19 protein-coding genes are annotated in these 26,743 nt (G+C 59.4%); 9 read left to right on the forward strand and 10 right to left on the reverse strand.

Annotation, left to right across the window (positions count from 1 at the left end; all coding sequences use genetic code 11):
• Entirely contained in the window at positions 1–2,223 is a 2,223-nt protein-coding gene (locus tag NKJ93_RS13055; protein WP_352484589.1) for a GumC family protein, read from the forward strand.
• Complete coding sequence (locus NKJ93_RS13060) at positions 2,220–3,761, forward strand: lipopolysaccharide biosynthesis protein (RefSeq protein WP_352484590.1); 1,542 nt, start codon at positions 2,220–2,222, stop codon at positions 3,759–3,761. Before NKJ93_RS13055 ends, NKJ93_RS13060 begins: the two co-directional genes overlap by 4 nt.
• A 182-nt stretch (positions 3,762–3,943) precedes the next feature.
• Here NKJ93_RS13060 and NKJ93_RS13065 read toward each other — a convergent pair whose 3' ends face one another.
• Together NKJ93_RS13065 and NKJ93_RS13070 are read right to left on the reverse strand one after the other, a co-directional pair.
• Positions 3,944–5,026, reverse strand: a complete 1,083-nt coding sequence (locus NKJ93_RS13065) for an NAD-dependent epimerase (RefSeq protein ID WP_352589636.1) — start codon at positions 5,024–5,026, stop codon at positions 3,944–3,946.
• Between the two features lie 305 nt (positions 5,027–5,331).
• Positions 5,332–6,042: a helix-turn-helix transcriptional regulator gene (locus tag NKJ93_RS13070; RefSeq protein ID WP_031193850.1), complete on the reverse strand. Its 711-nt coding sequence runs from the start codon at positions 6,040–6,042 to the stop codon at positions 5,332–5,334.
• Positions 6,043–6,331: 289 nt separating this feature from the next.
• On the opposite strand from NKJ93_RS13070, the gene NKJ93_RS13075 reads away from it, so the two are divergent.
• The gene (locus NKJ93_RS13075; protein WP_352589436.1) at positions 6,332–8,071 is read left to right on the forward strand and encodes a PAS domain S-box protein; all 1,740 of its coding nucleotides are present in this window, start codon (positions 6,332–6,334) and stop codon (positions 8,069–8,071) included.
• Positions 8,072–8,253: 182 nt separating this feature from the next.
• Here NKJ93_RS13075 and NKJ93_RS13080 read toward each other — a convergent pair whose 3' ends face one another.
• Complete coding sequence (locus tag NKJ93_RS13080; RefSeq protein WP_352484593.1) at positions 8,254–8,928, reverse strand: LuxR C-terminal-related transcriptional regulator; 675 nt, start codon at positions 8,926–8,928, stop codon at positions 8,254–8,256.
• Positions 8,929–9,437: 509 nt separating this feature from the next.
• Between NKJ93_RS13080 and NKJ93_RS13085 the strand changes: the two genes are divergently transcribed.
• From NKJ93_RS13085 to NKJ93_RS13105, 5 genes are all read left to right on the forward strand, one after another.
• Positions 9,438–10,160, forward strand: a complete 723-nt coding sequence (locus tag NKJ93_RS13085; RefSeq protein ID WP_031193847.1) for a nucleotidyltransferase family protein — start codon at positions 9,438–9,440, stop codon at positions 10,158–10,160.
• Positions 10,161–10,207: 47 nt separating this feature from the next.
• Positions 10,208–11,344, forward strand: coding sequence for a DegT/DnrJ/EryC1/StrS family aminotransferase (locus NKJ93_RS13090; protein ID WP_352589439.1), 1,137 nt, complete (start codon positions 10,208–10,210; stop codon positions 11,342–11,344).
• Complete coding sequence (locus NKJ93_RS13095) at positions 11,341–12,015, forward strand: sugar transferase (protein WP_031193846.1); 675 nt, start codon at positions 11,341–11,343, stop codon at positions 12,013–12,015. The genes NKJ93_RS13090 and NKJ93_RS13095 overlap by 4 nt, the downstream gene beginning before the upstream one ends.
• Before the next feature lie 74 nt (positions 12,016–12,089).
• Positions 12,090–13,094, forward strand: a complete 1,005-nt coding sequence (locus tag NKJ93_RS13100) for an SDR family NAD(P)-dependent oxidoreductase (RefSeq protein ID WP_023718555.1) — start codon at positions 12,090–12,092, stop codon at positions 13,092–13,094.
• A 66-nt stretch (positions 13,095–13,160) separates the two neighbouring features.
• Positions 13,161–14,423 (forward strand): polysaccharide biosynthesis/export family protein, encoded by a 1,263-nt coding sequence (locus NKJ93_RS13105; RefSeq protein WP_023718554.1) that lies wholly within the window; start codon positions 13,161–13,163, stop codon positions 14,421–14,423.
• Between the two features lie 47 nt (positions 14,424–14,470).
• On the opposite strand, the gene NKJ93_RS13110 is transcribed toward NKJ93_RS13105, so the two are convergent.
• Complete coding sequence (locus NKJ93_RS13110) at positions 14,471–15,769, reverse strand: HlyD family type I secretion periplasmic adaptor subunit (RefSeq protein ID WP_352589441.1); 1,299 nt, start codon at positions 15,767–15,769, stop codon at positions 14,471–14,473.
• Positions 15,770–16,011: 242 nt separating this feature from the next.
• Entirely contained in the window at positions 16,012–17,763 is a 1,752-nt protein-coding gene (locus tag NKJ93_RS13115) for a type I secretion system permease/ATPase (protein WP_352589444.1), read from the reverse strand.
• A gap of 408 nt (positions 17,764–18,171) precedes the next feature.
• Here NKJ93_RS13115 and NKJ93_RS13120 point away from each other — a divergent pair, with 408 nt between their 5' ends.
• Positions 18,172–18,864 carry a N5-glutamine methyltransferase family protein gene (locus tag NKJ93_RS13120; protein ID WP_023718551.1) on the forward strand — a complete coding sequence of 231 codons (693 nt, stop codon included), beginning with the start codon at positions 18,172–18,174 and terminating at the stop codon, positions 18,862–18,864.
• A gap of 87 nt (positions 18,865–18,951) precedes the next feature.
• Here NKJ93_RS13120 and NKJ93_RS13125 read toward each other — a convergent pair whose 3' ends face one another.
• The 5 genes from NKJ93_RS13125 to NKJ93_RS13145 are packed head-to-tail and all read right to left on the reverse strand — an operon-like array spanning position 18,952 to position 26,571.
• Entirely contained in the window at positions 18,952–19,218 is a 267-nt protein-coding gene (locus NKJ93_RS13125; RefSeq protein WP_023718550.1) for an acyl carrier protein, read from the reverse strand.
• Between the two features lie 56 nt (positions 19,219–19,274).
• A complete protein-coding gene (locus NKJ93_RS13130; protein ID WP_023718549.1) occupies positions 19,275–20,831 on the reverse strand; it encodes a class I adenylate-forming enzyme family protein in 1,557 nt (518 codons plus the stop codon).
• Positions 20,828–22,849: an asparagine synthase (glutamine-hydrolyzing) gene (gene asnB / locus NKJ93_RS13135; RefSeq protein WP_352494500.1), complete on the reverse strand. Its 2,022-nt coding sequence runs from the start codon at positions 22,847–22,849 to the stop codon at positions 20,828–20,830. The genes NKJ93_RS13130 and asnB overlap by 4 nt, the downstream gene beginning before the upstream one ends.
• 3 nt (positions 22,850–22,852) lie before the next feature.
• Positions 22,853–23,836, reverse strand: a complete 984-nt coding sequence (gene nadE, locus NKJ93_RS13140) for an NAD(+) synthase (protein ID WP_031193946.1) — start codon at positions 23,834–23,836, stop codon at positions 22,853–22,855.
• Positions 23,833–26,571, reverse strand: a complete 2,739-nt coding sequence (locus NKJ93_RS13145; protein ID WP_352494499.1) for an AMP-binding protein — start codon at positions 26,569–26,571, stop codon at positions 23,833–23,835. Before NKJ93_RS13145 ends, nadE begins: the two co-directional genes overlap by 4 nt.
• Positions 26,572–26,743: the final 172 nt, after the last annotated feature.

Below are 26,743 nucleotides of genomic sequence, written 5' to 3' on the forward strand. Positions count from 1 at the left end.
ATGGAAGGTTCCATAGTCAGCCGCATTCACCTTCCGCGCGCCACTGAAATGCACGTGCCGACGCGCGAGATCAACCCGCGCATGAGGCCATTCCTGCGCGAACAGATCGACGCGCAGACCCCCTTCCATCAACTCCTTATTACCGTCGCGAGGAGAAAATGGTTCCTGCTTGCAATGGTGATTTTGGGCGGTGTGTTGGCTGGGCTTGCGGGTTTTGCGCGTCCCGTCCTGTTCGAGTCGACCGCACAGGTGATTGTCGATGCTCCTGGCAGGAATGCGGCTCCCGGAGGCGCAGATTCTGCGCAGGAGATGCTGGATGCGAGCATTGATGACCACTTAACCATGCTCTCTTCGCAGGGGCATCTGCGTCGCGTGGTGGCAGCCCTGCGCAAGACGGAGGTTGGTAACATTGCTGAGCAAGGGGATGTCGTAACCGGAAATTCACGCCCCGCTCCGGCCGGCGGCGACTTGCAGAACATACGCACCTTCGCAGCCGGTCTGCTGGAAAGCATTTGGCCGCAGGGCAAGCCGGCGGCCGCCGATGAAGACGAACTCAAGGCATTACGGAAGGGCATGAGGGTTGGACAGGAACTGCGATCAAGAGTGATCACGGTCGGCTTCACCGACAACGATCCGGCGCGAGCCGCCCTTGTGGCCAATACGTTCGTCCAAGTATACATCGACGATCTCGCACAGAAGCGCAGGGCGTCAGACAGACTGGAACTCGCCTCGATCGTCGCTAGCCTACCGGTCGTACAAAGCGACTTGGCGAAAGCAACCGACCGCCTGGAAAAGTATCGGCTGAGCCATGGCGCGGTCGATCAAGGTGCGGCGGACAACGCTGCCAAGGAGACAGCCGAGCTCAGCCAGCAGATATCTTTGTCGAAGGCGGATCTCTCCGCAACGGAATCTCGCCTTCAACACATCGAGGCTTTGCGAAAGGAAGGAGCATCGGTCGCGGCGCTCGCCGAAGCGATCGGGTCACCGGTACTGGCCGACATGGCGGCTCGCCAAGCCAACGACAATGCGGATGCGGGCCTGAGTACTGCAATCAACCGCGAGATCGAACAAGGCACTGGTCGCATTGCTGCGGAGGCGAACATCTACCGTGCCCAGATTGCGGCTCTGGAGGGGCGCAAGAATGTGCTTGATGCGGTGGTGGCCGACACAGCCGGCCGGCTTTCCGGCTTGCGTGCGCTCGAGCCGCAGGTCAGCATCTTGACGCAGCGATACAACCAGCTACTCACGCAACAACAGGATCTGGTGCAGCGTATCGCAACCCCCTTGCCCGGAGTCTCGATCCTTTCAGCGGCGTGGCCGCCGACGAATCCAAAAACCCTGCCGCCCATCTTCCTTATTCCGCCCGGCATGATCGTGTTTGGTCTCATTGGCGGGATCTTCGTGATGGTCCGCAGCCGCCTCAATCAGACCTTGTGCGGCGAGGCCGAAGCTGAAGCCGCGCTCAGGGTCCCATGCCTGGGGCTGATACCGGAAGCGCCCACAATACACGCGAAACGACTTCAGCAGCTGGTTCTTGGCCAACGAAAGTCCAGCTACAGCCGAGCCATCACTTCCCTCCTCGTCACCGTGACACTCAACAAGGCGAGGGGCCGCGCTTCGCACGTCATCCTCGTAACGTCCAGTATCCGGCATGATGGCAAGACCGAGCTTGCATGGAGCCTGGCGTTGGCAGCTACCCGACTTGGGGGACGAGTGCTTTTTCTCGATCTTGACAGCACGGGGGCCCGCCTCACGAACGAGTTCCTGAACGAATTCGGCGCGCTCCGGCCGCATAAATCCTTTGGAGACTATATGAACGACCGTTGTCCCCTGCACGACGCGGTCACGGGAATGCCTGAAATTGGAATCGACTTCATGGCGCTGGCACCATCAGAGGATCTGCTGCCGCAGCTGTCCATGATCGACGGATCCCTGGTCACAGATGAGCTGCGCTCAATCTACAGCGTCGTCATTATAAATGGACCGCTGGGACTTGGAGGACCTGAGGCCAGGCTACTGACGGGCTGGGCTGACGCGGTTCTGTTCGCCGTTCGCTGGGGCAGGACGCGTCGCAGCATCGCGCGCGGTGTTCTGCAGCTGCTGACGGAGGACGAGACGGCTCAGGTCCCCGTAGGCAGCGTTCTCACGCACGTCAATCTACAGAAACACGCTGGCTATCGGTTTGGGGACAGCGCAGATCTCTTGCTCGAGAGAACATCATGAGTGTCACATGCGGGCTTCCGCGTAACGACCGTCGCGGCAGTCAGTCTGTCGAGCGGAAGATAATATCGAAGAGTTCGCAGACCGGAGCTGGGCCCGCCGGCGCAAGAGACATCGACGATTGCAGCGATCCGAAGCTCGCCCGCTTCCCTGCGGCCTCCGTTGCTCCAACAAATATGGTTTTGCCGCACAAGGAGGACACGGGCCGGGGTCTCGGCTATGCCAGCATCTTCGCTCTTTTGGTCTATATCGGGGGTGCGGGCTTGACCAGCTTGGCGCAGTTATTGATTGCGCGCATCGTTGGCTCCACCAGCTATGGCATCTACTCCTATGTTCTGGCCTGGACCTCGGTGCTTGCCTATCTTGCAACGCTTGGGTTCCATGTATCCTTGCTGCGTTTCGTCTCCGCCTACAGTGCCAAAGGGCGGCTTGACCTGGTACACGGGGTAATCAGGTTTGCTCTGCAAAGGTCGCTGGCGGCAGCGACACTATTCGGCATCATTGGCGCCGCCTTGGTCTTGTTCTTTTCGGATTCTTCTCACAAGGAGCTTCAAACCAGCCAGCTGCTAGGCATGGCAGCAGTGCCTTTGGTCACCGCCTACGCGTTGGGCGCAACACTTGTTCGTGCTTTCGGCGGCGGTGTCTCGGCCCTCATGCCGGAACGCATCGTGCGCGACGGCCTATTGTTGACGTTGCTGGGAATGGCGGTCTTATCCGGATCATGGACCCCCAACGCACCGCTGGTGATGCAGGCGGTGCTGGCAAGTTCAGCCATCACGGTCGGCCTGGTGTTCATCATGGCGGCAAAATTTCAGCCGCCCGGCTTGCGGCAGGTTCAGCCAGGCAACGAGTCGCGGGAATGGTGGTCCGCGGTTCCGCCAATGATGCTCATGGCCGGGCTCGATGTTTTCATCAGCCGGGCCGGGGTCATGGTGCTGGGCTGGACGCATCACATTCGCGAAGCGGGCATTTTCGCCTTGGGATTGAACGTCGCATTGCTTGTGAGCCTTTCCCTGGTCGCTGTCTCGACGATGTTTGCGCCGACAGCGGCCGCCCTTCATGCCCGAGGCGATCGGATGGCTCTGCAGCAGCTTTTTTCACGGGCCGCCCTACTTTCCTCTGGCGGCGCCATAGCGATGGCCATCCCGATGCTTGCGATTATTGAACCTCTGTTGAGCTGGTTCGGCGGAGATTTCAGTACAGCGGCACCCGTCGCGCGGATACTCATTCTCGGATATGTCTTTGTCGCGCTATGCGGACCCCAGATGCTCCTCTTGATGATGACTGGAAACGAATGGGCGGCAGCCGCAACCATGATCGCCGGCGCCGCGGCCAGCATCATGGGCTGTGCCGCAGGAATTGCACTCTACGGCGCGCCGGGCGCCGCAGTGGGCCTCGCGCTTGCGTTGGCGATTTGGAATGTGGCGATGTCGATTTATATCAGCAAACGGCTGAAAATTATCCCTGGGCTGATCTTTGCGCTGGCGTCGCTCAGAACGCGCGCAGTCGAAGGCCAGCCGCCTCATTGGTTCCTGCGCTGATCTGATGTTATCGCGCCCGATACTCGACGGCATCAGCGTTCAGGAATTTCGAGTCCAAGATTGTGTCGGATAGAGGCTGGCGGGGGCGGCTTTGGGGCCGACACTCGCTTTATTCTCTGTCCGAAAAAAATGCGAAATCTCAAATTTGCCGAGTGGCAGATCGTTGCCCGACAAGGCGCGGCCTACACTGTGGCCTCATCATTCACCGACGTTTGTTGCCGTATGCTGACCGCGTCATCCGTTCCATGAAAGTCCCGGTACCATTCGACAAAGCGTTGCACTCCGTCCTCAAGCGGTGTCGCCGGGGCGAAGCCGACGGCCTTGCGGAGATCGCTGACGTCGGCGCGCGTCTCCAGAACGTCGCCAGGCGGCAACGGCACATCCACGCGAAGCGCCCGGCTGTCAAGGGCGGTCTCGATGATCGAAATCAGTCGGTTGATTTCCTCGGGCCGGTCGTTGCCGATATTGTAGACGCGACACGGCGCGGAACTTGTAGCAGGGTCGGCGGTGCAAGGGTCCCAATTCGGATCGGGCCGCGGCGGTGCAGCGAGTGCCCGAACCACGCCCTCAGCGATATCGTCGATATAGGTGAAGTCTCGCCAGACGCGGCCGGCATTGGCTACTTCGATTGGCTTGCCCTCGATGATCGCGCGCGTGAACAAATAGACTGCCATGTCGGGCCTGCCCCAGGGGCCATAAACGGTAAAGAAGCGCAGTCCCGTCACGGGCAGGTCGAACAAATGGCTGTAGGAATGCGCCATGAATTCATTCGAACGCTTGGTGGCGGCGTAGAAGCTGACGGGATGATCGGCGCCGTGGTGCTCGGAAAACGGTATGGTTCGATTTAAGCCGTAGACGGAGCTCGAGGAGGCGTAGACGAGATGACTGACGCCGTAATGCCGGCAGCCCTCAAGGACGTTTAGAAACCCCACTATGTTCGATTGCACGTAGGCGTGCGGGTCAACAATTGAATGACGCACGCCGGCCTGAGCCGCGAGATGGACAAAGTGTGAGGGGCGAACGTTTGAAAACAGCAACTGAACGCGCGCGGCATCCGCCAGATCCATTCGTATCGGCGTGAACTCCGCCTCGCTACAGAGGCGTGCAAACCGCGCTTCCTTGAGCCGCAGATCGTAATAGGGTGTGAAATTGTCGACGCCCACGACTTTGACACCCAGACGCAAAAGCCGCGAGGCCACGTGAAAACCAATGAAACCTGCTGCGCCGGTGACGACGATCGGTCCTGTCCGTGCAAGTCTCTTCACCGCTTGATCCGAACGCGATCGGGCGATTTCCACCTTCTCCGTTGCGGCAAGGACAGACTCGCTGCATAGATCGTTGTCCAACTTGTCGCCTTTCGAATTCCGTTCGACAGTACCGAATTGCCGGTCCGAGATTCCAGCTTCCGATATTTACGTCAGCGCATCGAACCTGGTGGAGTTCAGGCGACGTCGGTGCCACGAACCGCGCAACGCGATGCACGACCTGCCAAATCATGACACTCCAAATTGCGTCGTCTGGATCCCGGGCGGACGCCGACGTCCGGCGATTGCATTTAAGTGGCCGGCCCTTATGGCAGGACCGAAATACGCCCAAGAAGGGCCACCAGTTCCGCCTGGCGTTTCGTTTCGGTCTTGGCGAACAGCGAGGCAAGCTGGGAGCGGATCGTGGTGCGGCTGAGACGCCAGCTGCGAGCGATCTCCAAAGGTGCGTCGCCCTGAGCCAAACGCAAGGCGAGGTGCGTTTCTGCGCTCGTCAAGCCAAACATTCTTTGCAACGTGCGAGGATTTGGCCCCGACCTGTTGTCCCGGTCCAGCAACGCCACGATGCTCGTTCCGTCGGGAGCAATAACTCCGTTCTCGTTCAATATCACCGGCCGGTCGCCCCTGCTGCGGATTACCACCCAGGATAACGAGCCCGGCAGGAATTGGCCCGGAACATTCGCGATCAGCCGCCTTAGTGCGGCCGTAAGCCCGCTCGCCGTGTCAGCCGCTTCGCCCTGGCGCTCAAGCGTGGTTTGGGCGGCTGCGTTCCACTCGACTACTTTTCTTTCGCGATTCAGCACGAGATAGCCACAGCCAATGCGATCAAGCACGCCGGTTATGGATTCCAGACTGCGGCCTTTTGGTTCCCCAAGCCGTGCGTCCAATGGATCCGATGCGCGATCGGGAAGGTGACCAGAAGAGGGTCGCGTATTCCGCGCGTCAAAATCGTACTTGGTCCTCGTAGCAATGTACCTACCGCCCGAAGAAGCATCAACATGTCTATCGATCAGATTCATTTTCTACCCCTAACCCAAAGTTTCACACACGCCCGAAAATAAGTATTCGGGATTCGGATAGTCTTTTATGTTTAGATGGATTCTAGTCTTCTATGCGCTGACGGATAACGTGTTCATCACCACCTTGAAAACTCAATATGATCTGACAGTTCTAAGGCAGCTCATAGCCCCTGCTGCATCCGATAAAATGCGCGCTATGATAGCGGTATGGCAATCCGGCAGTGGTACTAAGCTGTACGTTTTTTGCTCTAGTCTCGACGGGCTAGTCAGAAGGTTGTAGTCTGTGTCCATGAGCTCGCAGTCGCGCAGGTCGAATTCGAAACCGTCGGGCAGATTGCTAACTCATATTGCCTCTGCATCCGTACTAGCTGCCACACTGATATTTGAAATAAAATCGTCAGCCTATATTGGGCAAGGCGCCAGTTTTCTGGAATTTGTTCCGGCTATTATTATTATCGCTTATCTCGAAGATCGTGTGCCTGCGCTCGCTGCGACCATTCTGATGGTGGCGGTCGGCCTTTGGGCGCGAGGATACGATCAGATTTCAAATGGCGATTGGGCACGCGCAATCCTGCTTCTGGTTTCGGGTGGGGTGATTGCCATGACGTTCCATCGCCTGCGGCAGGACTTGCGTGAGCTGCTGGAAGTCGCGGAGGCCAGGCTCGCTGCCGTCGAGGCGACCGAAAGCCGCTATCGTTGGGCCTTCGAACGTGCTGCCATGGGATTCGCGAACACCAACGAGAAAGGTGAGTTGCTGCAATCCAACAGACGCCTTTGTGAGATGACCGGGTACAAGGAGGAGGAGCTTGCCCAATTGCAGCTCGATACGCTCGCCCACCCGAACGACCGGGACACCTTGGCGCAATTGTTGGCGGGCCTAGGCAACGACATTGCTTCGTTCGTTTCGGAGGTCCGTCTTTTAAGAAAGGACGGTACGGCATTCTGGGCCAGGCTAACGCTTTCTTCGTCCGTGCCCGAGGGGGGACTCTCGGAGAGCATCTTCGTGGTGGTCGACGATATTTCGGAACGACGAGCTGTTCACGAAGCGCTTCGGGCTCAGAAGGAATGGCTAGACCTCGCTCTGTCTGCTGGACGCTTGGCCACGTGGCGGATCGACCTTAAAGACGGGACAGTCACAGGCTCGGACACGTTCTGGGACGTTCTCGGCTTGGCCCAGGCCAATAGCCGCAGTTTGGAGGAACTATCAGCTGTCGTTCATCCGGCGGACTGGCCAAAGCTGGCGGCATCGAGAAAGTCCGCATCATCGGTCATGAATTACGATGTTGAGATACGCGTCCGTCGACCGGACGGGCATATCCGCTGGGTTGCCCTGCGCGGAAGGGAGGAAAGACAGGGTGATGGAGGACAGCGGCTTGGAGTGGCTGCCGACCTGAGCGAGAGACGACAAACCACGCTGCTGCGCGCCGCGGCAAAGAAGCGGGAGCGCATTATGCTCGAACAACGCCACAGGTTCGGCAACGTTTTCGCGGTGATCACGGCGCTCGTGAAAATGGTCGATGTTCCTGGAAACAATGTTGCCAAATACAAGGAAATGCTGATCGACCGGATACGCGCGCTCGAGGCAACCCATCTGCTTCTTTCACGCAACGGCAGCGTATCGGGGGCGCTAAACGATCTCGTTGCTCAAGAGTTGCAACCATATATGGGAACACGCGCCATATCGGTCAGCGGTCCTTCCGTGGTGATGTCGGGAGGCGCCGCCGAGAGTTTTGCAATGATCGTCCACGAGCTTGCCACCAATTCCATGAAATATGGAGCGCTTGGCGATCCAAAAGGCCGGATCGACGTAAGCTGGACATTTGCACCTGAAGACACAGGCAGTGAGATCGTGTTCGAGTGGGTGGAATCGGGACGGCGGCGGACCTCGAGCGTAGTCCGTCATGGCTTCGGTTCCATGATAATCGGAGTAGATGGAGCGCCGCTTGTCGGTCACTCTCCCAAACTGGAAATAACTGACCACGGGTTGCGGTATTCGCTGCGGCTATCACGCAAGGAAATCGGATCCTAGTGCAGTGCTCCGATCGAAAAGCAGATACCTAAAAGACGCGTCGCGCTGAATGGCCTTGGAGATGCGCTTAGGTTCTTTTCCAGGGATGTCGTTGGCCAAAGGCCGCAGCGCAGTTTCGGTATATGCAGTATATGCATGAAACCTTGGGCGCCGTTTGCATGTCCAAAAGGACGCGCGGCGCTCTAGCTGGCATGTCTCGAAAGCCATGTCTTCAGCATAACGGCAGCTTCTGTCCGATTGCGTACCCCCAACTCACGCAGGACCGCAGCAGCGTGGATTTTCGTGGTCGCCTCTGCGATTTCCAGGTCGCGAGCAATTTCCTTGTTTGAATAGCCTTCCGCCATCAGCTTGAGGACTTCCTTTTGCCTCGAGGTCAGCCTGCCAAGGTTGAGGCCTGTGGTACGTCGCTGTGGGCCTTTCTCGGAGTGTGTATGCGCGTGGGTTGTTTGCGTTGCACCCGGGCGTGACAGAAGTGCAGGAACATAGATGCGGCCGGAGAGGATTTCATTGACAGCCAAAACGACCTCTTCGTCCGTCTGCGACTTTACGATGTAGCCATGAAGCCCGATCGAAAGAGCCGTGAGTATTTCCGAGCGTGAATCGTTTCCGGAAACGATCGCAAATCGCGTGTCCGGATAGGCGGACAGGATCCCGCCGAGCACCTCCTGATTGAACAGGCCCGGCATATTCAGGTCCAGGATCGCAAGATCCACGAACGATTGCTCTGCCAGCAAACTGAGCACCGCGTCGAAACAAGACGCTTCAAATATCTCCACACCTGGAATGCCTGCGGTCAGTGCCAATCGCAAGCCACGACGATACAAGCCGTGATCGTCGGCGATGACGATTCGATACATTGAACTACCCCAACGCGTATCTGAATGGATTGAACGGTGATGGGCCTGAAAGTCGTAGCCATTCACTCGTCGATTCATCCAGCCGACGCCGCGGCACCCCAACGCCGCAAACGCCAGATTTCTAATATAATCTTAAATGACGGGAAACGCTCCTCTTTTTTTGCCCCTTGTGAGCGAAACCCGCCGAACGTCGTCGAACATGTGTTCTGACCTCTTGGAAAGCTGACAGATCGGCTGGTCTCAGCACTGCCATAGGTCTGTAGGTATAGAACAGCAAAACGGCTGAATTGTTACCATTCGAATGCACGACGACACGCACCCCGACGGCCACATACCATCCAGATGCAATGTCCGGATCAGGGATCGGTGGGGAAATCTCACCGGTCTTCTACGGGAAATCTCACCGGTTCTTCTGAGGGGACAAGAACGCGTTTCCCGGGTGCTGACCAGGGTAGGATAACCGGCCCGTGACGATGGCGTTCAGGCCGAATGAACAAGGGAGGACCAGGATGAAAGCGGTGATTCAATGTGGTGGAATGGGAACACGCCTCCGCCCCTTCACTTCGATCTTGCCGAAGCCGCTCATGCCGATCGGTGCACGGCCGGTTCTCGAGATGCTTCTGAAATGGTTGCGACGCAACGGTATTCAGGAAGTCTATATTACAACCGGATATCTCGGCCACTTGATCCGCACCGTGTGTGGAGATGGCTCGCAGTGGAACCTGAAAATTCGATACACGCAGGAGATGGAGCCGCTGGGCACCATCGGGCCATTGTCTTTGATCAGGGACGAACTGACGGAGCCATTCATCGTTCTCAATGGCGATGTCCTTACGGATCTAAGCCTCAGTCGATTTGTAGCAGCGCACCGTAAGCACACCGATCCAGTGACGATCGCAACAGCCTGTCGCCTGATCAAGATGGATTTCGGCGTCATCGACGAAGTCGACAATACCGTGCAGACCTTTCGCGAGAAACCGACGCTGTCGCATCTGGTCAGCATGGGGATTTACTGCATGAATCCAGACGTTCTGCAGTTCATCCCGTCCGGCATACCCTTTGGGTTCGACGACCTGATGCTCCAGATGATGCAGAACGGCACAACCGTGCACGTGTACAAGCATGAAGGTCTCTGGCTCGATATCGGGCGCGTCGACGACTTTCAGAACGCACAGACCATTTCCTGGGAAGACCAGTCGGCCTCGATCGAGGTCACTGCGACGGCTGCATGATGAAGTCACCAGCGCGGTTCCCACAGTTATCAGTCTAGGAGGTTGTGATGCTCTTGGTCAGTGCCCCGATCTTGGGTGTGCCGGAGAAGACTGCTTTGACCAAGGTCATCGACAGCGGCTGGCTGACCATGGGGGAGCAGGTACGAGCCTTCGAACAAGCCTTTGCCGACGTGCATGGTGCGGAGGATTGCGTCGCGGTCAGTTCTTGTACCGCAGCGCTTCATCTCATTTTGCACGCACTTGGTATCGGTCCGGGCGACGAGGTGCTGGTCCCATCCTTGACTTTCGTGGCGACCGCAAATGCGGTCCTCTATGTTGGTGCGACCCCCGTTTTCGTCGACATCGAGTCGGCCGATGTGCCGCTGATGTCCATCGCGGAAGCCGAAGCGAAATGCACGGCCCGCACCAAGGCAGTCATTCTCGTCCATTTCGCCGGCTACCTCGCCGATCGGGAACAATGGCAGAAGTTCGCCCGTGCCCGTGGGCTGCATATCGTCGAGGACGCGGCGCATGCGCCCGGCCTGAAGGAGGTGGGGACATTTGGTGCCGCGGCCGCCTTCAGCTTCTACGGCAACAAGAACATGACCACGGCGGAAGGCGGGGCGGTGATTGCCAGGGATGCCGGTCTGCTCGAGACGATCCGCCAGGCGCGTGGACATGGGATGACCACCGGGACACGTCAAAGGCTGAACAGCCGCACCCCGCAGTATGATGTCACCATGCTCGGATTCAATTATCGCATGGATGAATTGCGGGCTGCGATCGGATTGGTCCAGCTGCAAAATCTGCAGGAGTGGAATGAGATCAGGCGTATCCTGGTGATGCTGTATCGCCGTCTCATCGCGAAGCATTGCCCGGCCGTGACCATCCCGTTCCACGAGCCGCGGACGTCGGCCTACCACATCATGCCTATCCTTTTGCCGCGTTACGCCGACAGGCAAGACGTCATCGACGCACTGCGCGCGCAAGGGATACAAACCACTATCCACTACCCGCCGGTGCACCAGATGACGCTCTATCGTGAGCTCATTCCCGGTACTCATTTACCGCGCACGGAAGATTTCGCCCAGCGCGAACTCACTGTACCGCTGCATCCGCAGATCACCGCACCTTTGGTCGAAACGGTAGTGGTCGCTCTTGCCGCGGCGGTCAATAACTGCGCTCAGACAGGAACAGCCGCATGAATGCCCTGGACCTAGCCATTCACCGGCCTAACGTCTCGAGCGCCGCCCACGGGGCTGTGAGACGAGCAATCGATCTCGTCATTGCTGCAGCCGCGGCGATCGTCTTCGCTCCGCTGATGCTGCTGATTGCCCTGGCGCTGCTGCTGGAAGGCGGTCGGCCAATCTTCTTTACGCAGACCCGCGTCGGGGCCGGTGCTCGCCCATTCCGCATGTACAAATTCCGCAAATTCAGAGTGCGATGCGATCCCGGTGGCCTGGCGCTGACCATGGCCGATGACAGCCGCATGACGCCAATCGGGCGGTTCCTCGCCGCCACCAAATTCGACGAGCTGCCGCAGCTATGGAATGTCTTCAGAGGCGAGATGGCAATCATCGGTCCACGCCCGGAGAGCCTTGCCTTTGCCGATTGTTTTCGTGGGGGCTTTGAGGACATTTTACAATACAAGCCAGGCTTGTTGGGTCCGGCCCAGGTTCTCTTCCGGAATGAAGCGCATTTTTATCCGCGATCCGTGGACCCGCTATTGTTCTACCGCCAGGTTCTGTTTCCTGCCAAGGCCAGGCTCGACCTTTCCTATTATCCGCAGCGCACGATCGTCTCTGATGTCGTCTGGATGGTGCGCGGCTTGCTGGCGGTGCTTGGCGTCGTTTCGCCGCCGCCGATCGGAACGTGAGAGCAGGTAGAATACCCGCGCTCTCGTGGATTTGCAAAGTCAGTGCCTCACGTCATAGGGGGAACGCTTGGGTCATGGCATACAAGGGCAGGAAAGTTCTGGTTACCGGTGCCGATGGGTTCATCGGGTCGCATCTCACCGAAGCACTCGTCCGTAGCGGCGCGGATGTCACTGCGCTGGCTCTCTACAATTCGTTCGACAGCCACGGCTGGCTGGACGATTTGCCGGACACCATTCGAAGCCAGCTGAACCTCATCCGCGGTGATGTTCGTGACAGCGCGTTCCTTAACCGGATCGTGCGTGGCCAGGCGGTGGTGTTTCATCTCGCCGCACTGATCGCGATCCCATATTCGTATGCCGCGGCCCAGTCCTATGTAGAAACCAACATCCTGGGCACGGTCAACGTCCTCGAAGCGGCGCGGCAATGGGAGACGGAGCGGGTGGTGCACACCTCGACAAGCGAGGTTTATGGCACCGCGCTGACAATGCCCATCAGCGAATCACACCCGTTGCAGGGACAGTCACCATATTCGGCATCCAAGATCGGTGCGGACATGATGGCGGAGTCGTACGCCAGATCGTTCGACGTCCCCGTGGTCATCATGCGGCCCTTCAATACGTATGGCCCACGCCAGAGCGAGCGGGCCATCGTACCGACCATCATACGTCAGGCTCTCGACAAGAAATGCTCGGCGATCATGGTGGGAGACACCAGCCCGATCCGCGATCTTACTTTCGTGGAAGACACTGCGGCGGCGTTTTTGACCGCAGGTTCGGCCGAGCTCGAATTTGGCCATGCCTACAATGCCGGAAGCCAGCGCGCCGTGACGATCTCGGACATATTGGATCTGGTGGTCGAGTTGAGTGGCTGCAAGAAACCAATTCACCGCGACGAGCGCCGCCTGCGGCCGCAGAATTCAGAGGTGCGTGCCTTGCTGGCTGATTCTTCGCTCCTCGAAAGCAAGACTGGATGGCGCGCCCAGACCAGCCTGCGCGAAGGGTTGGAGCGGACCATCGGATGGTGGCAGGGACGCCTCAGCGAAGGCCGGGTGCGCCATGAGATGGGTTACATGACATGAGCTTTCGCCTGGGTGGATTGGCTCCGCCGTTGTCGCTGGATTCGAACCAGAAGGAGATTGTCACCAATGGTCCTTGTTAACCGAATCCTTCTTGTCGTGCTCGGCATGCTGGCTGCCATGGATACGGCCGCTGCAGCGGAAGCGCAGGTCGCCTATCGACTTTCCGCCGGCGACACCGTCGAGATAGGAATTGCCTCCATCCCGGAGCGAACGCAACGTGCCGTGGTCCAGATGGACGGCACGATCGCGCTTCCCGAAGTCGGGATGGTTTCGGTGGGCGGCCTAAGCCCGGCCGAACTGCAAACACGCATGCAGACGATCCTGCCAACCAAGATATTCCACCATCGTCTGCCTGACGGGCGGGAGCAAATGATCGTCATCAAGCCGACAGACGTGACCGCCGTGGTCGCAGAATATCGGCCGATCTATGTGACAGGGGATGTGCTCACTCCCGGACAGCAGGCCTACCGGCCGCTGATGACCGTGCGGCAGGCGATTGCCGTGTCAGGTGGTTTCAGCCTTTTGCGGTCCCGGGCAAACCAGGTTGGCCCCGATCCGGTGGATCTGCGGCGCGATTACGAATCGCTTTGGGGGGAATACACGAGAGACTACTATCACAGCGCCCGCATTCGCGCCGAACTTCAGGGCAAATCGAGCTTCGACATGCAGCCACCACAAGGATCGCCCTTGCCGGCAGTTTTTGCATCGGCGATCGCCCAGGCCGAAGCAGAAGGGCTGAAGCTCTCGTTGGACAACTTCCAGCAAGAGCAGAGCTTTCTCGATAAAAGTGGCAAGGATGCCGCTGCACAAACCGAGACCTTGCTCAAACGCGAGCAGGCCGAAGCGGATGGCGTGAAGGCGGACGAAGACGAGCTGGCGCGCGTAAGGAAAGCGTTTGAGTCCGGAAATCTCACCAATAACCGGCTCGCCGACGTCCGGCGCGCTTTGGTACTCTCTTCCAGCCGGGCACTCGAAACGTCGGTTGAACTTATGAGAGCACGACGTCAGCAGGCTGATTTTGCCAGACAGCACGAACGCAATGACAACCAAAGAAGGATAGGTCTGCTGACTGAGTTGAAAGATACCAATGTGCGTCTTGCCGACATCAATGCAAGACTTCGCGCCGCCAGCCAGAAGTTGCAGCCCACGGGAGCTGCCGCCCTGCCGTTGCCGGTTGCCGGTGAGACGATCCAAGCCGAGGTCACGATCGTTCGCAGGGTCGGCGAAGAATGGCGGAAACAGCCGGCCCAAGAAGACACCGAGGTCATGCCGGGAGACACGATCGAGGTAAGGTTCAGCAGCGCTCTCGAGAGCGCGGCGATCCGATAGATCGGCTGCGCCTCGAGCCAAGCGGCCGCCACTGGGTTGGCAGCCGCTTACTGCCTGAAAGCTCTGGAAAATTGGTCGGTAAGAGGTTTCATCAAGTAGGACCAGACACTGCGCTCGTCGGTTCTTATATGGACTTCGGCGGGCATGCCCGGTTTGAGGATTTTCTCTCCTGTCAGGCAGGTCGCTTCGTTCTCGACATCGATGCGCGCCGAAAAATAGGAAAGCTGACGTTGCTGATCCTTGATCAGATCTGCGGAGACGCGGTTGACCGAGCCTTCGCAAGCCGGTGTAGTGCCGGCGTCGAACGCCGGAAAGCGGATCGACACCTGCTGTCCGGGATGGATCTCATCAATGCGCGACGGAGGAATGGAAGCGTCTACGACAAGGTTGTCGGAATCGGGCACAATCATCATGAGCACCTCTCCGGCGCCAATCACGCCTCCGACGGTGTGGACCGAGGATTCTTGTACCGTGCCTGATTGCGGGGCGCGAATGTCTGTCCTGCCGAGCTCGTCTTCGGCCACCACCTTGCGCTCACTGAGTTCGGTCTGCTTGGCTTCCGTTTCGCGAAGTTCGTTGGTCACGTCGCTCCGCATTTGTTCGTCGAGCTGAAGCACCTGCAGGTCCGTTTCACTGATGTGAGCTTGTACCTCCGCTATCGCTGCGACAAGGCGTCCCGATTCGCCGCGAGTCCGGGTCTTCTCCAGGCTGACAGTGCTCAACCTCTCCTTGGAGACCAACTTCTTTGCGTAGAGAGATTCAACGTCAGCAAGGTTCTTGGTCAGCAGATCCAGAGACTCATCCGTCGCAGACTGCTGCGATTTGAGGCCATCGATCTGACGTTCCAGCTGCTTCGCGCGGCTTTGCAATTGTGCCTTCTGGCCAGCCAGCGCCGCAGCACGGCTTTCGAACAAGGCACGTTCGCCACTGACAAGCGCCGCCACTTGCGGGTCACCCATTTGAACCCGAAGGCCAGGCGGGATCTGCATTTCCGGCAGACCCTGGCGCTCGGCTTCCAGCCGGGCCAGACGAATGGTGGCTCGATTGAGGTCCTCGGTGATTATCTGCAGGTTTGCTCGGGTCAATGTGTTGTCCAGCCTGACCAACACGTCGCCGGCCTTAACGTGATCGCCGTCCTGCGCGAAGATTCCGCCGATGGTGCCGCCGGTTTGATGCTGGACTTTTTTTATGTTGCTTTCGACCACCACAGTTGCAGGCGCAATCACCGCGCCGGCAATCTTGGTCAATCCCAACCACAGCCCTCCGCCAAAGATCAACAGCAAGCTGGTTGCCAAGCCCAAGAGCAGATTGGCCCGGATGCCATCCGGATCCGGCTTCGTTTCCAACGAACGGCTTTCGCCACCGGGCGCGGCGTATGGCGACACGGTAACAGTAGAGCGATACCTCACATATGCCCGGCTGCACCTCTGTGCAGCGGAACGAGAATGTTCTGCCAGGCTCCGGAGCAGATTGCCCCAGGGTAAATTGGCTCGAATGCCATCCGGCTCTGGCTTCGCCCCGGTCGGCTGGCCTTCGCCAGCGACCGCAGCATATGACGACATGGTCACGTTAGACACTAAGCAATACCTCACGCATGCCCGCTTGCACCGTGCTGCAGCGGAACGACAATGTTTGGCTTGTCCGGACGCGGGAAGGGCCGGATCACATTTGCCAGAACGTCTTCGCGCGAACCGAACGAATGGAGCATCCCGTTCGACAGGACGAGTACCTGATCGATGTTGACGAGAGCGGAGGGGCGATGCGCAACGACGATCACGATACCGCCGCGCTGACGCACTGCCAGGATCGCGCCGGCCAAAGCAGCATCGCCGTCTGCATCCAGATTGGAATTTGGTTCGTCAAGAACGACGAGGAATGGATCACCGTAAAGTGCCCTGGCAAGTCCGACGAGCTGCCTCTGCCCAGCCGACAGGGCTGCGCCGCCTTCTCCGATGCGTGTTTGAAAACCCTGCGGAAGACGCATGATCATCTTGTCCACGCCCGCAGCTTTGGCAGCTGCCAACACGCCCCTTGCGTCGCTTTTGCCGCCGAACCTTGAAATGTTGTCGGCGATCGTGCCGTCGAACAGCTCAACGTCCTGCGGCAGGTAGCCAATATGAATGCCGAGCAGCTCTGAATTCCACTGATCGAGCGAGGCGCCGTCCAATCTTACCGTTCCTCGAATCGGCTTCCATGCCCCGACCAAAGCGCGCACGAGCGTGGTCTTGCCGGAGCCGCTCGGGCCGACGACCGCCAACCCTGCGCCCCTCGCCAAGCGGAAGCTTACATTGAAGATTGTTGGCTTCTGCAGACTTGGTGGCGCGACCGTCAATTCCTCGACCGCAAGCTCCGCCTTTGGGCGTGGCAGTTCCATTGGCTCTTGCTGGCTATCAAAAGCATCCAGCGCTGCCGCCAGCTCGGAATAGCTTTTGCGGGTTGCCAGAAACCCTCTCCAATTTGCGATCGCCACATCGACCGGCGCCAGTGAGCGGCCCAGCAATATGGACGACGCTATGATCACACCCGGCGAGGCCTCGCCCCCGATCACGAGGTAGGCACCAAGCCCCAGCACGCATGATTGCAAGGCCATTCGGAGCGTCTTCGACAGTGAGCTCGCTGCGCCAACGACGTCGGAGAGCCGTTCCTGGTTCTTCAGATAAAGATGACTGACCTCGTTCCAGCGCCGGCTAAGCGGGGCGGACAGGCCCATAGCCTGAACAACCTCTGCGTTGCGGCGGCCGGAATCGGCCAGAAGCCGCTGCGCAACGAGTGTTTCAGACGCACGAGCCGCAGGTTTGCGGCCGATGATCTCCGCAGCCACCGTCAAAAGCACAACGGCGCATGCGCCGAGCGTTGCCAGCACGCCAAGCGCAGGGTGCAGCAGATAGATGACCACCATATAAAATGGTATCCAGGGAGCGTCGAATAAGACTGTCGGCCCCAGTCCGGAAAGAAAGCCACGTAGCTGGTCCAGATCACGAAGCGGATGTACCCGGTTCGCATCCGGCCCGGCAACGAGGGGCAGGGAAAGCGAGGCTGCGAACGCCTTTTGCTGCAGATTTCTATGCAGGCGGCTGCCGATGCGGACCAACAGGCGAAGCCTCACGAAATCGAGGAGCCCGTAGGCCGCGTAAAGTCCCAGCATCCCGACTGTAAATCCGACAAGAGTCGGCACGCTCTGCGAAGGCAGCACGCGATCGTAGACCTGGAGCATGTAGACGGAGCCGGTCAAGGCGAGGATATTTATCAATGCGGAGAAAACGCCTACGCCAACGAGGCCGTGCACACAGCCGAACATCGCGGATCGTAGATCGAGCGAGCGCCCTTTGGTTGACTTCATGATATGCGCTCTTTGACGCGAAATTGCCGCGCAATCTCGTCGGTTCTTTCGATGAGGGACAAACTTTAACCTTCCGGGAAGCAGCAGCTCCGCCCTTCGCTGCTGGAACATTACGAATTGCTTACATATGTGCCTTCTTTGATTAAAATGTAGCAAAATCGTGACGCCAGGCTGAGAATTCGGCAACTGGCTCGCCAGGCTGGGGATAACCGGGTCTGGTAAGGAGATATTCCTAATCATGACACAGCGCAGAAGCTTATGGTCATCTTTGTAGCATCAAGGCGTCGAAGCGTCTGGGGACGGATGGGTTTTGATTTTGTCGATCGAGAGTTAAACGGTTTTGAGATACACTTCATCGGAACGCAATTGTCGGCCACCAACGCCGGCTAAAACGGGGAGGCGAGTGTCGTGAGCGAAGAGATCAATGTTGCCGACGCCTACGGCAGGGGCCGCAGCACCTTCATGGGATTGCAGCTGCTGGTCTCGCCCGGTGCGCTTGTTCCTCGGCCGGAAACGGAACTGCTCGGCAACGCCGCTCTCGATGTTCTGAGCCAACTGAACTTGCCGGTGCCTCGCGTTGTCGACATGTGCTGTGGGGCGGGCAATCTGGCGTGCGCCATCGCGCACCACGCTCCCACCGCGCGCGTGTGGGCAAGCGATCTTACCGACGGATGCGTGGAGGTCGCGCGCCGCAACGTCACCCATCTTGATATGGAGGAGCGGGTAACGGTGCTTCAGGGCGACTTGTTCGGCGCCTTCTCCGGCTTGGAGCTTGACGGCACGATCGACGTGATCGTTTGCAACCCGCCCTATATTTCGGAAAAACGGCTCGAGGGCGATCGTTCGCATTTGGTCGAGCTCGAGCCGCGTGAAGCGTTCGCAGCCGGACCCTACGGTCTGAGCATCCATATGCGAGTGCTCAAGGACGCGCCGCGTTATTTGCGGCGCGGAGGCATCCTGCTTTTCGAGGTTGGGCTTGGCCAGGACCGGCAGGTCATGAGTTTGCTCGAGCGTTCCAAGGCTTATGAGAGTATCCGGGCAGTCACCAACCAGGCCGGCGAGGGCAGGGTGGTTGTGGGGCATACGAAGGCGCAGGCGTAAGCACCGCCGTCGCGACAGGCCTAGACGCGCTGTCGCAACCGGAAACGGTCGGGGACTTGAAACAGAGTTGCGCGAGATGTCGGCAAATCAGTTTCTCTTGCGCATGACATATTGCGCAATTCCCTCGATGGAATCGAGATTCTCGGGCAGCAGCTCGCTGTCTTCGACCGTGATGCCGAAGGTCTCCTCGATGAAGCCGATAACCTCGAGCACCCCCGTCGAGTCCACGATGCCTTGGTCGAGAAGCGAGGTGTCGCTCTCCAGGCTCTCTGGATCGGCTATATAGAAATTCGACGCCAGGAAAGCGCGAATTTGATCGCTGCAGGTATCGGTTCTATCCTTGGTAGACAACATTGATTTCGCCTCCGGTACAAAAAATGAATGCTGATCAACTTCGCCCTGATACCGACTCATGACAGGGCGGTTTTTTTGAGTTTGCCCGTGTCGGTCATCGGCAGACTGGGTACGATGACGATCGACTTTGGAACCATGAAGTTTTCCAGTCGTCTCTGGCACTCTTTCTGCAACTGCTTTTCACCGATCATGCTTCCTTGCTCCATCACGACAAATGCCTTCACTGCTTGTCCAAGCAACTCGTCCGGAACGCCGATGACCGCGGCTTCCCGTACGCCCGCAATCTCCATCAACACGTTTTCCACCTCCTTCGGCGCTATCTTCTCGCCCCGCGATTTTATGATCTCGTCGCCGCGACCGACAAAGTAGAGGTAGCCCTCGGCGTCCATCCGGCAGTAATCGCCGGTGTACAGGACCTGCTCGCCCGGCAGCGGTCCGGGCTTGAGCTTCCTGGCCGTCGCCTCCGGCTTGCCCCAGTAACCCTTCATCACCGTCGCTCCGCGGATGACGAGCTGGCCAACGACACCGTGGCCGACCCGCCTGTCATGCTCGTCGACAATCCACATTTCCGTATTGGGGATGGCGATCCCGACGCTCAACGGCTTTCGCTCGAGATCCTCCGGCGGCAGGTAGGTACAGCGCTTGCATTCGGTAAGGCCGTACATCGAATAGATACGGGCACGAGAAAATAGCTCCTGAAGCAGGAGAATGTGCTTGAGCGGCAGAGCGGCCGCAGTGTTCGTGACATAGCGAATACTCGAAAAATCCTGATCCCTGAGAGACTTGAGCTCCCCGAGTGCGGCGAAGATGGTCGGTACGCCGGGAAAGCCCGTCACCCTTTCTTGCTTGATCAGCCCAAGGATCTGCGCGGGGAAGGCGAACGAGCGTTCAAGCACCAGCCGGGCGCCCGCGCCGAATGCCATGATCATCTGGTACAGGCCGTAGTCGAAGGCGAGCGGCAGGACGTTGAGGATCACCTCGTCTTCAGCAAGCGCCAGGTATGAGGAAATCGAGGCGCACGCGGCAACCATGTTTCGGTGCGTCAGCATCACGCCCTTGGGCTCGCCCGTCGAGCCGGACGTATAAATGATTGCAGCAAGATCGATATCGATGCAGCGGCGCGCGGGCGGCGTGCTGCGGGCTGCCGCGACCGCAGTTTCCCAGCGCACAGCATGCGGCAGTTCTTGCAGGTCGTCGCGTTCGATCGGCCCGGAGACGATCATGCAGCGCAACGATGGGCAATTCCGCGCCGGCTCCCTGAAAATCGAATGCAGGTGGTTGTCGGTGATCAGTGCCGTCGGGCGGCAATCGTTGAGCAGATAACCAAGCTTGTCGCTTTTGGTGAGTGGATTGACGATGCACACCACGGCGTTGGCCTTGAGCACGGCCCAGAAAGCGACGACGGCCTCGACAGTGTTGTCGGCGAAGATCACCACCCGATCGCCGCGCGCGATTCCGGCCTGGCTCAAATGATGCGCTATGGCGTTCGAGCGCATATCGAGATCGCCGTAGGTGACACGTTGATTACCGCACACCAGGGCCACCTTCCCGCCGAGCCGGCTGGCAGAGTGGATGAGATAGTCGTGCAGGAGCGGTACGGCGCCATGCATCATGCGAGCACCTCTGCGCGATGCTCGCGGTCGATATCGACGCTGAGCTTGAGCGTGCGAGCTCCACTTGGTCGGCTCGCGATAAATTGCTCATGAAGAAGCTGCGTCGACAGCACCCCGACCAGCGCCATATTGTCGGAGTTGGACAGGTCGGCGCCGCCGGCGCTGGCCTGGCACTTGCTCAGGAGACGGGCAACCGACTTAGGATCGAAGACGTTTGCCTCGCGCAGCGCCGCCTCCGAAAGTGCTTCGCGAATATAGGCCGGAGCGCCATCGGCGACGAAGCAAAGCGCGTTGGGGGCCCGGTAGGGCTGCTTCTTGCGAGTGACGATTTCCGACGGCACAATCGGTTGCGCCACACGCTTCAGAACATGCTTTTCATCGAGCACGCGCAGCTTGTAGGCGGCCGGAAGCGAATTCGCGAGCCTCACGAGTTCATGATCGAGGAATGGGAAGCGCCCCTCGACGGAATGGGCCAAGAGCATCCTGTCCCCTTGCGATGAAAGCAGGTATCCCGACATCAGCGTCTGGATCTCGATATGCTGGTCCTGCGCAAGGGAGTCCCATCGCGAAAACTCCGCCGGCAGGCGGGCAAGCAGCTCGGACACGGCGTTGCGGCGCTCCGTTTGGGCGCGCATGTCTGCCGAAAACAGCCGCTTGATGGCGCTCGTGGTACGCCAGCGCGTGCCATGCGCAAAACCAGGTGCGTCATGGGCGTGGATGTCGCGCCCGAAGAACTGGCGTGCCATCGCCTGCTGTTGCACCGGCGAGCGGCTGAGATAGGGATAGAGGCGCTCCAGCAGCCGGGAGCGTCGCGTCGAGGCGGGCTGGCGTCCCCAGAAACGGCGGACCTTGCCCTCGCGGAACAGATCGTAGCCGGCGAACATTTCGTCGGCCCCTTCGCCGGTCAGCACGACCTTGATGCCATGCTGACGCACCAGTCTCGATAGCAGGAACAGCGGCGCCGGCGCGGTCCTGAGGATTGGCCGCTCGGTGTGGTAGATCACCTCAGGGAAGATGCCAGCGATATCGCTGCGCGAAACAACCACCTCATGGTGCTCGCTTCCCGCCACGCCGGCAACCAGACGCTGGAAATGAGTCTCGTCATACTCGGCGTCGGCAAAACGCAGGGAGAAAGTCTGGAAGCGCCCGCCGGCGAAGCGTCTCCCAAGCGCGGCGACCAGCGAGCTGTCGAGCCCGCCGGACAAATAGCAGCCGACCGGCACGTCGGCGCGTACTATCCTGAGCGCCGTAGCGGCTTCCAGGGCGCCGCGCACTTCCTCCACCGCGTCATCAAGTGAACCGGCGAATTCGTCATCGCCGGGTCCGTCAACCTCTGGATAGCTTGGCTTCCAAAAAGCCCGCTCGCGAACGATGCCACTGTCATAAATGCGAATGTGCCCTGGAGTGAGTTCGCTTACTCCTCCAAACACGCCTTGTGGCGGCACGACAGTCCAGAGCGTGAAAGTCTGATCGATGCCGGCTGGATCGAAGGCGCGGGGTATATCCGCATCGGCCGCGAAAATGGCCTTCACCTCGCTGGCGAAGTAAAGCCGTCCGCCGTGCTCGCAAAAATGCAGCGGACAGATGCCGAACCGATCCCGCGACAAGACGAGTCGACCCGCCACGGAGTCCCATATGGCGACTGCCCATTGCCCATTCATCCGCTCGAAGGCGGCCTCGCCCCAGGCATGATAGGCATGGACGATGACTTCCGTGTCGCTGCGTGTGCGGAAGCGATAACCGAGCGCGACCAGGTCTTGTCGCAGCTCGATGTAATTGAAGATTTCGCCGTTAAAGACGATCCACATTGTGTCGCCCGCGCCAGCGAGTGGCTGCTGGCCACTGGCGAGATCGATGACGGACAGACGGGCATGCGCCAATCCCGCACGTTTGTCCCGGTAAAGACCGCGCTCGTCCGGGCCGCGATGCGCCAGTGTGCCTACCATGCGCATCAGCGCATCACGGGAAGGGGGCGCCGCGGCGGCGCTCAGCGACACAATTCCGGCGATGCCGCACATCGCCTAGCCCTCGCCCATTGAAGAGGACACCAACGGCCGCGCGTGAAGATAGCGTGCGGCGCGCCGTTTGCTGTCGATATCCTTGAAAACTTTCTGAACCTGCACCACGGTGAGACCGGTGGCCTCGGCGACGTCTTCGCTAGCGATCCCGTGGTTTAACCCGTAGAGGCACAAATCCATCAGATAATAAGGCAGTGCGAAGTAGAACTCCTCCTGGCTCTGCGCCATCGAGAAGGTGTCCGTGGTGGGCGGTCTGCGCCGGACCTCTTCCTCCACCCCAAGATATTCGGCCAACTGGTAGACCTGGGTCTTGTAGAGGTGAACGATTGGCATCAGGTCGGCGATTCCGTCGCCCTGCTTGACGAAGAAGCCCTGGTCGTATTCCAGGCGGTTCGGCGTGCCCGCTACCGCGTAGTTGAGGCGGTCGGCATGATAGTACTCGGTCATCTTGCGCAGGCGCTGCTTGTAATTGGTTGCGGCGACGATCTGCAGATAGGCTGCCGACGGCAGACGCACCGTGTCGGTCCTGCCCTCAGGGTCCTGAACCGTGAGGCGCGTGATGTTGAGACCATTGCTCTCGAGAACTGAGGCCAGCACCAGCTTGCATTTCCAGCCGTCCCCATAGTCGGGAACGACAGTCTGGATTGCCTCGGTCTGCCGACAATAGGCGCCGATCGCTTCGAGGGCCGGTGTTATGTCCTCCAGGATCGCATCGATGCCAAGCTGTGCGGCGACAGTGCGGCCAAGCCTTAGCGAGTCACCGGAGGAGTGGCGCTCCGGCATGAATATTCCGAGGACCTTGTCTTTCCCAAAGGCGCGAACACACAACGCCGCGACGACGGAGCTGTCGATGCCGCCTGAGAGGCCGACAACCGCGCCTCGACGTCGCAGCGTGCCAAGGACCTGCTGGCGCAGGATCTGGACGATGCGATCGACCTCCGCAGCAGCGTCGAGCACAAGCGCGTCCTTGCTGAATGTTGAGATCAGGTCGATAGCTTGTACTCCAGTTTGCGAGACTCGGTTGGCGAATAGGTTTGCGCCACCGCTTTCTCGATAAGCGGGCGGTTGGTGGCGAGGTGAGGTTCTACGACCAGATCGATGTGGCTGCCGACGATCGGAATCACGTCCAGATGTCCGAAAGCGCGATCCCAGCCGATGGCCAGAGGCATTCCGGGTCGAGCACAGCGGAACAGGGTGCCTGTGATCGGCAGCGCCGGCTTTGGCTCGGCCACCCACTGGAAGAAGGCTCGCGCGCGCAAAACCTCTTGCAGTTCCAGTTTGGTTCTAAAACTCGTCGCGTTGAACTGTCCCTGAGCGAAACGATCGAGAAACCGGACCAGTTGCGCCTCGCGCCGCATTGCCACGGCGACTTTCGCGAGGGCCCGGCAAGCCATCCGATAAGCGGATACGCGGTTGGTTCGGATTCGATTGAATGTGCGCGTAAACGTCTCCCAGCGAGCGCTTCGCTCGCCGACGAGACTGGTGTCGAGAATGCCAAGGAACCTTACGGTCCGCCCCGCGGCCAGCAGCCGCGCCGCAACTTCGAAAGCGACAGCACCGCCGAGCGAATGACCGAGAAGTCGTATATGACCCGCGGGTTGAGCGCGGCGGATCTGCTCGACGGCGGCATCGGCCATGTCGGAGAGGCTGTTTTGCCCGCGCAGGATCATGGTCAGGGCTGGGTACCTGATCGGGGCAACGCGGGTGATCTTGCCCATCGCTGCTGCAAAGGCAGCAAGGCTCGGGCCGTAGCCGACGGATCCCGGGAACAGAAAAAGAATTGGAGGATCATGCTTCTGGGCGCGCGCGCTTTGGTCGCCTGCCTGTGCAGACGCGACCGCCTTGACCATCTCGTCCAGGCTCATTCCAACGGTGAACGCCTCAAGGCCGAGTTCCTGCCCGATGGCGCTTTCGATTTCCATGACGCAGTGCAGCAGCTTCAGCGAGTCTCCTCCGGCGTCATCCCAGCGTCCCGCCGCTACGCGCGTATTGAGGATGCTGGTCCACGCCCGCTGGACGATCTGCTGCGCCGTCAGCTTGCCTCGCGGCTCGAGCGGACGCGCCGTCGCTGCCGTCCCTCTGGCTGAAAGATCCATCTCTGCAAGTGTCGAGATGTCCACCTTGCCGCTTGGCAGACGCGGGATCTCGGCGATCGTGTGTAACCGCAAGGGACGCAGCGGCGGTGGCAGATTGGTCCTCACAAGCTGGCGAAGCTCGTCCGAAAAGCTCGCTTCGGCCGAGCGCCGAGGAACGGCAAAGGCGACAAGCTCATTGGCCGCAGTCACGATTGCCACGGCATCCGCAACAGCAGGCGCGCAACGCAGCACCCGTTCGAGTTCGGCTGGCTCGACGCGTCGACCGTTGATCTTTACCTGCCGTCCCTTGCGACCGACGATGTGCAGTAAGCCTTGATTATCAAGTCGGACGAGGTCACCTGTCGCGAAAATCCGAAGGCCTGGATCGTCCGGGTCTGATGTCGCCGGCATAACCGCCCCATCCTCCCAATGGCCAAGCAAGACATACGGGCTCCTGATCAGAAGCTCTCCGCTGCGGCCCGATTGAACGCAGCGGCCCGCTTCGTCGACAATTGCGAAGGTGATTCCAGGCAGCAGCCAACCAACTGGAACCGAATCTCCATGCTCCGGCCAGTCTCGCGGCAAGAACCATTGTGAGCCGGTGGTCTCGGTTGACGAGTAACCGATCTGGATGAGGCACGTATCGGAGACGGCCTTGCGCAGCAGTGCGATGTCGGTCCAGGGCACCTTCTCGCCACCGATCCGGGCGACTCTAAGCGAATGGAACGCTTCAGCAGGTCCGTCGGCCATGAGCGCGCGAAGCAGCGCCGGCACCAGATAGGTGATTGTCACGCCTTCGGATCGCACTAGGCGCTGAACGGCGCGCAAGCCGACCGCTTCGACTTCGACCAGATGCAAAGTGGCCCCGGTGAGAAGGGCTGCAAGAATCTCCCGGTACCCGGCGATTGTGGCGGGTCCGGTCAATGGCAGGAAAACATCATCCGAGTTGATGTGGCATGCATCGACATATTGCTGGACCCGGCACAGCAAGCTGCGCTGGCTGTTAACGATGCCTTTGGGGCGGCCTGTGCTCCCTGACGTATAAAGCACGATGGCGGGCGCATCGACCGAGACGGGGTAAGGCTGAGGCACTTGTACCGATTGCGAGGCCGCACTGGTGGGCACATCGATCCAACTGACTTGGTGAGGCAAACCGGCGGGTCGGACATTGCCCTCGCCCAGGATGGCCGAGAGCCGCGCCCCCGCCACGATTTCCAGGATCCGCGAGCTGGGATCTCGCGCGTTGAGTGGCACCGAAAGTCGCCCAGCCGTCATGCTTGCCAGGATGGCGATGGGATACCAGGCCGAGTTGGCCTGAAGAATCCCTATCGCCTGTCCGTCTGGGACGGCGGCAGCGATCTGGTAGGACAGCGTCTCAACTGACCGGAGAAGCTGGGAATAAGTCAGACGATTGGCGCCGTCGCTGATTGCGAGCTTGTCGGGGTACTGGCGGACCATATTTCTCAGGTGATCGAATACGGCAACGTTGGTAAAATCGGTGCCCAATCCTTGAAATGGGCGCAGTACCGGACCACCCTGATCCAGTGCGTATTGTGGAACACTTGACCATTTATTGGAGGTCGTTGTCTGACAATCCACCGCTAGATCCTGATCCGCGACTTCTGATCCCAAATATGCCGAAGACATGAGTTGCCCACGCTAAGATTAGGATCACTTATCGCCTCCCGCCCCAATCTTTTCATCGATCATTCTGATGATGCCCCGATCTTCGCCCAAGGACGCTTGGTTAGTCACTTCGCCTGTTTCGCAAGCCGCCGGCAGAGCCAATCATGCCGGGCTCGCGTGGTGCGCTTGACGC

Origin of the sequence: Mesorhizobium sp. M0028 (genome assembly GCF_040323855.1) — a bacterium.
In the GTDB taxonomy this organism is placed as follows: domain Bacteria; phylum Pseudomonadota; class Alphaproteobacteria; order Rhizobiales; family Rhizobiaceae; genus Mesorhizobium.

Excerpts from the sequence above, each read along its gene's own strand:
- NKJ93_RS13055 (WP_352484589.1), top strand. The coding sequence starts at position 1 with ATGGAAGGTTCCATAGTCAGCCGCATTCACCTTCCGCGCGCCACTGAA.
- NKJ93_RS13060 (WP_352484590.1), top strand. The coding sequence starts at position 2,220 with ATGAGTGTCACATGCGGGCTTCCGCGTAACGACCGTCGCGGCAGTCAG.
- NKJ93_RS13070 (WP_031193850.1), bottom strand. The coding sequence starts at position 6,042 with ATGAATCTGATCGATAGACATGTTGATGCTTCTTCGGGCGGTAGGTAC.
- NKJ93_RS13075 (WP_352589436.1), top strand. The coding sequence starts at position 6,332 with ATGAGCTCGCAGTCGCGCAGGTCGAATTCGAAACCGTCGGGCAGATTG.
- NKJ93_RS13080 (WP_352484593.1), bottom strand. The coding sequence starts at position 8,928 with ATGTATCGAATCGTCATCGCCGACGATCACGGCTTGTATCGTCGTGGC.
- NKJ93_RS13085 (WP_031193847.1), top strand. The coding sequence starts at position 9,438 with ATGAAAGCGGTGATTCAATGTGGTGGAATGGGAACACGCCTCCGCCCC.
- NKJ93_RS13090 (WP_352589439.1), top strand. The coding sequence starts at position 10,208 with ATGCTCTTGGTCAGTGCCCCGATCTTGGGTGTGCCGGAGAAGACTGCT.
- NKJ93_RS13095 (WP_031193846.1), top strand. The coding sequence starts at position 11,341 with ATGAATGCCCTGGACCTAGCCATTCACCGGCCTAACGTCTCGAGCGCC.
- NKJ93_RS13100 (WP_023718555.1), top strand. The coding sequence starts at position 12,090 with ATGGCATACAAGGGCAGGAAAGTTCTGGTTACCGGTGCCGATGGGTTC.
- NKJ93_RS13105 (WP_023718554.1), top strand. The coding sequence starts at position 13,161 with ATGGTCCTTGTTAACCGAATCCTTCTTGTCGTGCTCGGCATGCTGGCT.
- NKJ93_RS13115 (WP_352589444.1), bottom strand. The coding sequence starts at position 17,763 with ATGAAGTCAACCAAAGGGCGCTCGCTCGATCTACGATCCGCGATGTTC.
- NKJ93_RS13125 (WP_023718550.1), bottom strand. The coding sequence starts at position 19,218 with ATGTTGTCTACCAAGGATAGAACCGATACCTGCAGCGATCAAATTCGC.
- NKJ93_RS13130 (WP_023718549.1), bottom strand. The coding sequence starts at position 20,831 with ATGATGCATGGCGCCGTACCGCTCCTGCACGACTATCTCATCCACTCT.
- asnB (WP_352494500.1), bottom strand. The coding sequence starts at position 22,849 with ATGTGCGGCATCGCCGGAATTGTGTCGCTGAGCGCCGCCGCGGCGCCC.
- NKJ93_RS13145 (WP_352494499.1), bottom strand. The coding sequence starts at position 26,571 with ATGTCTTCGGCATATTTGGGATCAGAAGTCGCGGATCAGGATCTAGCG.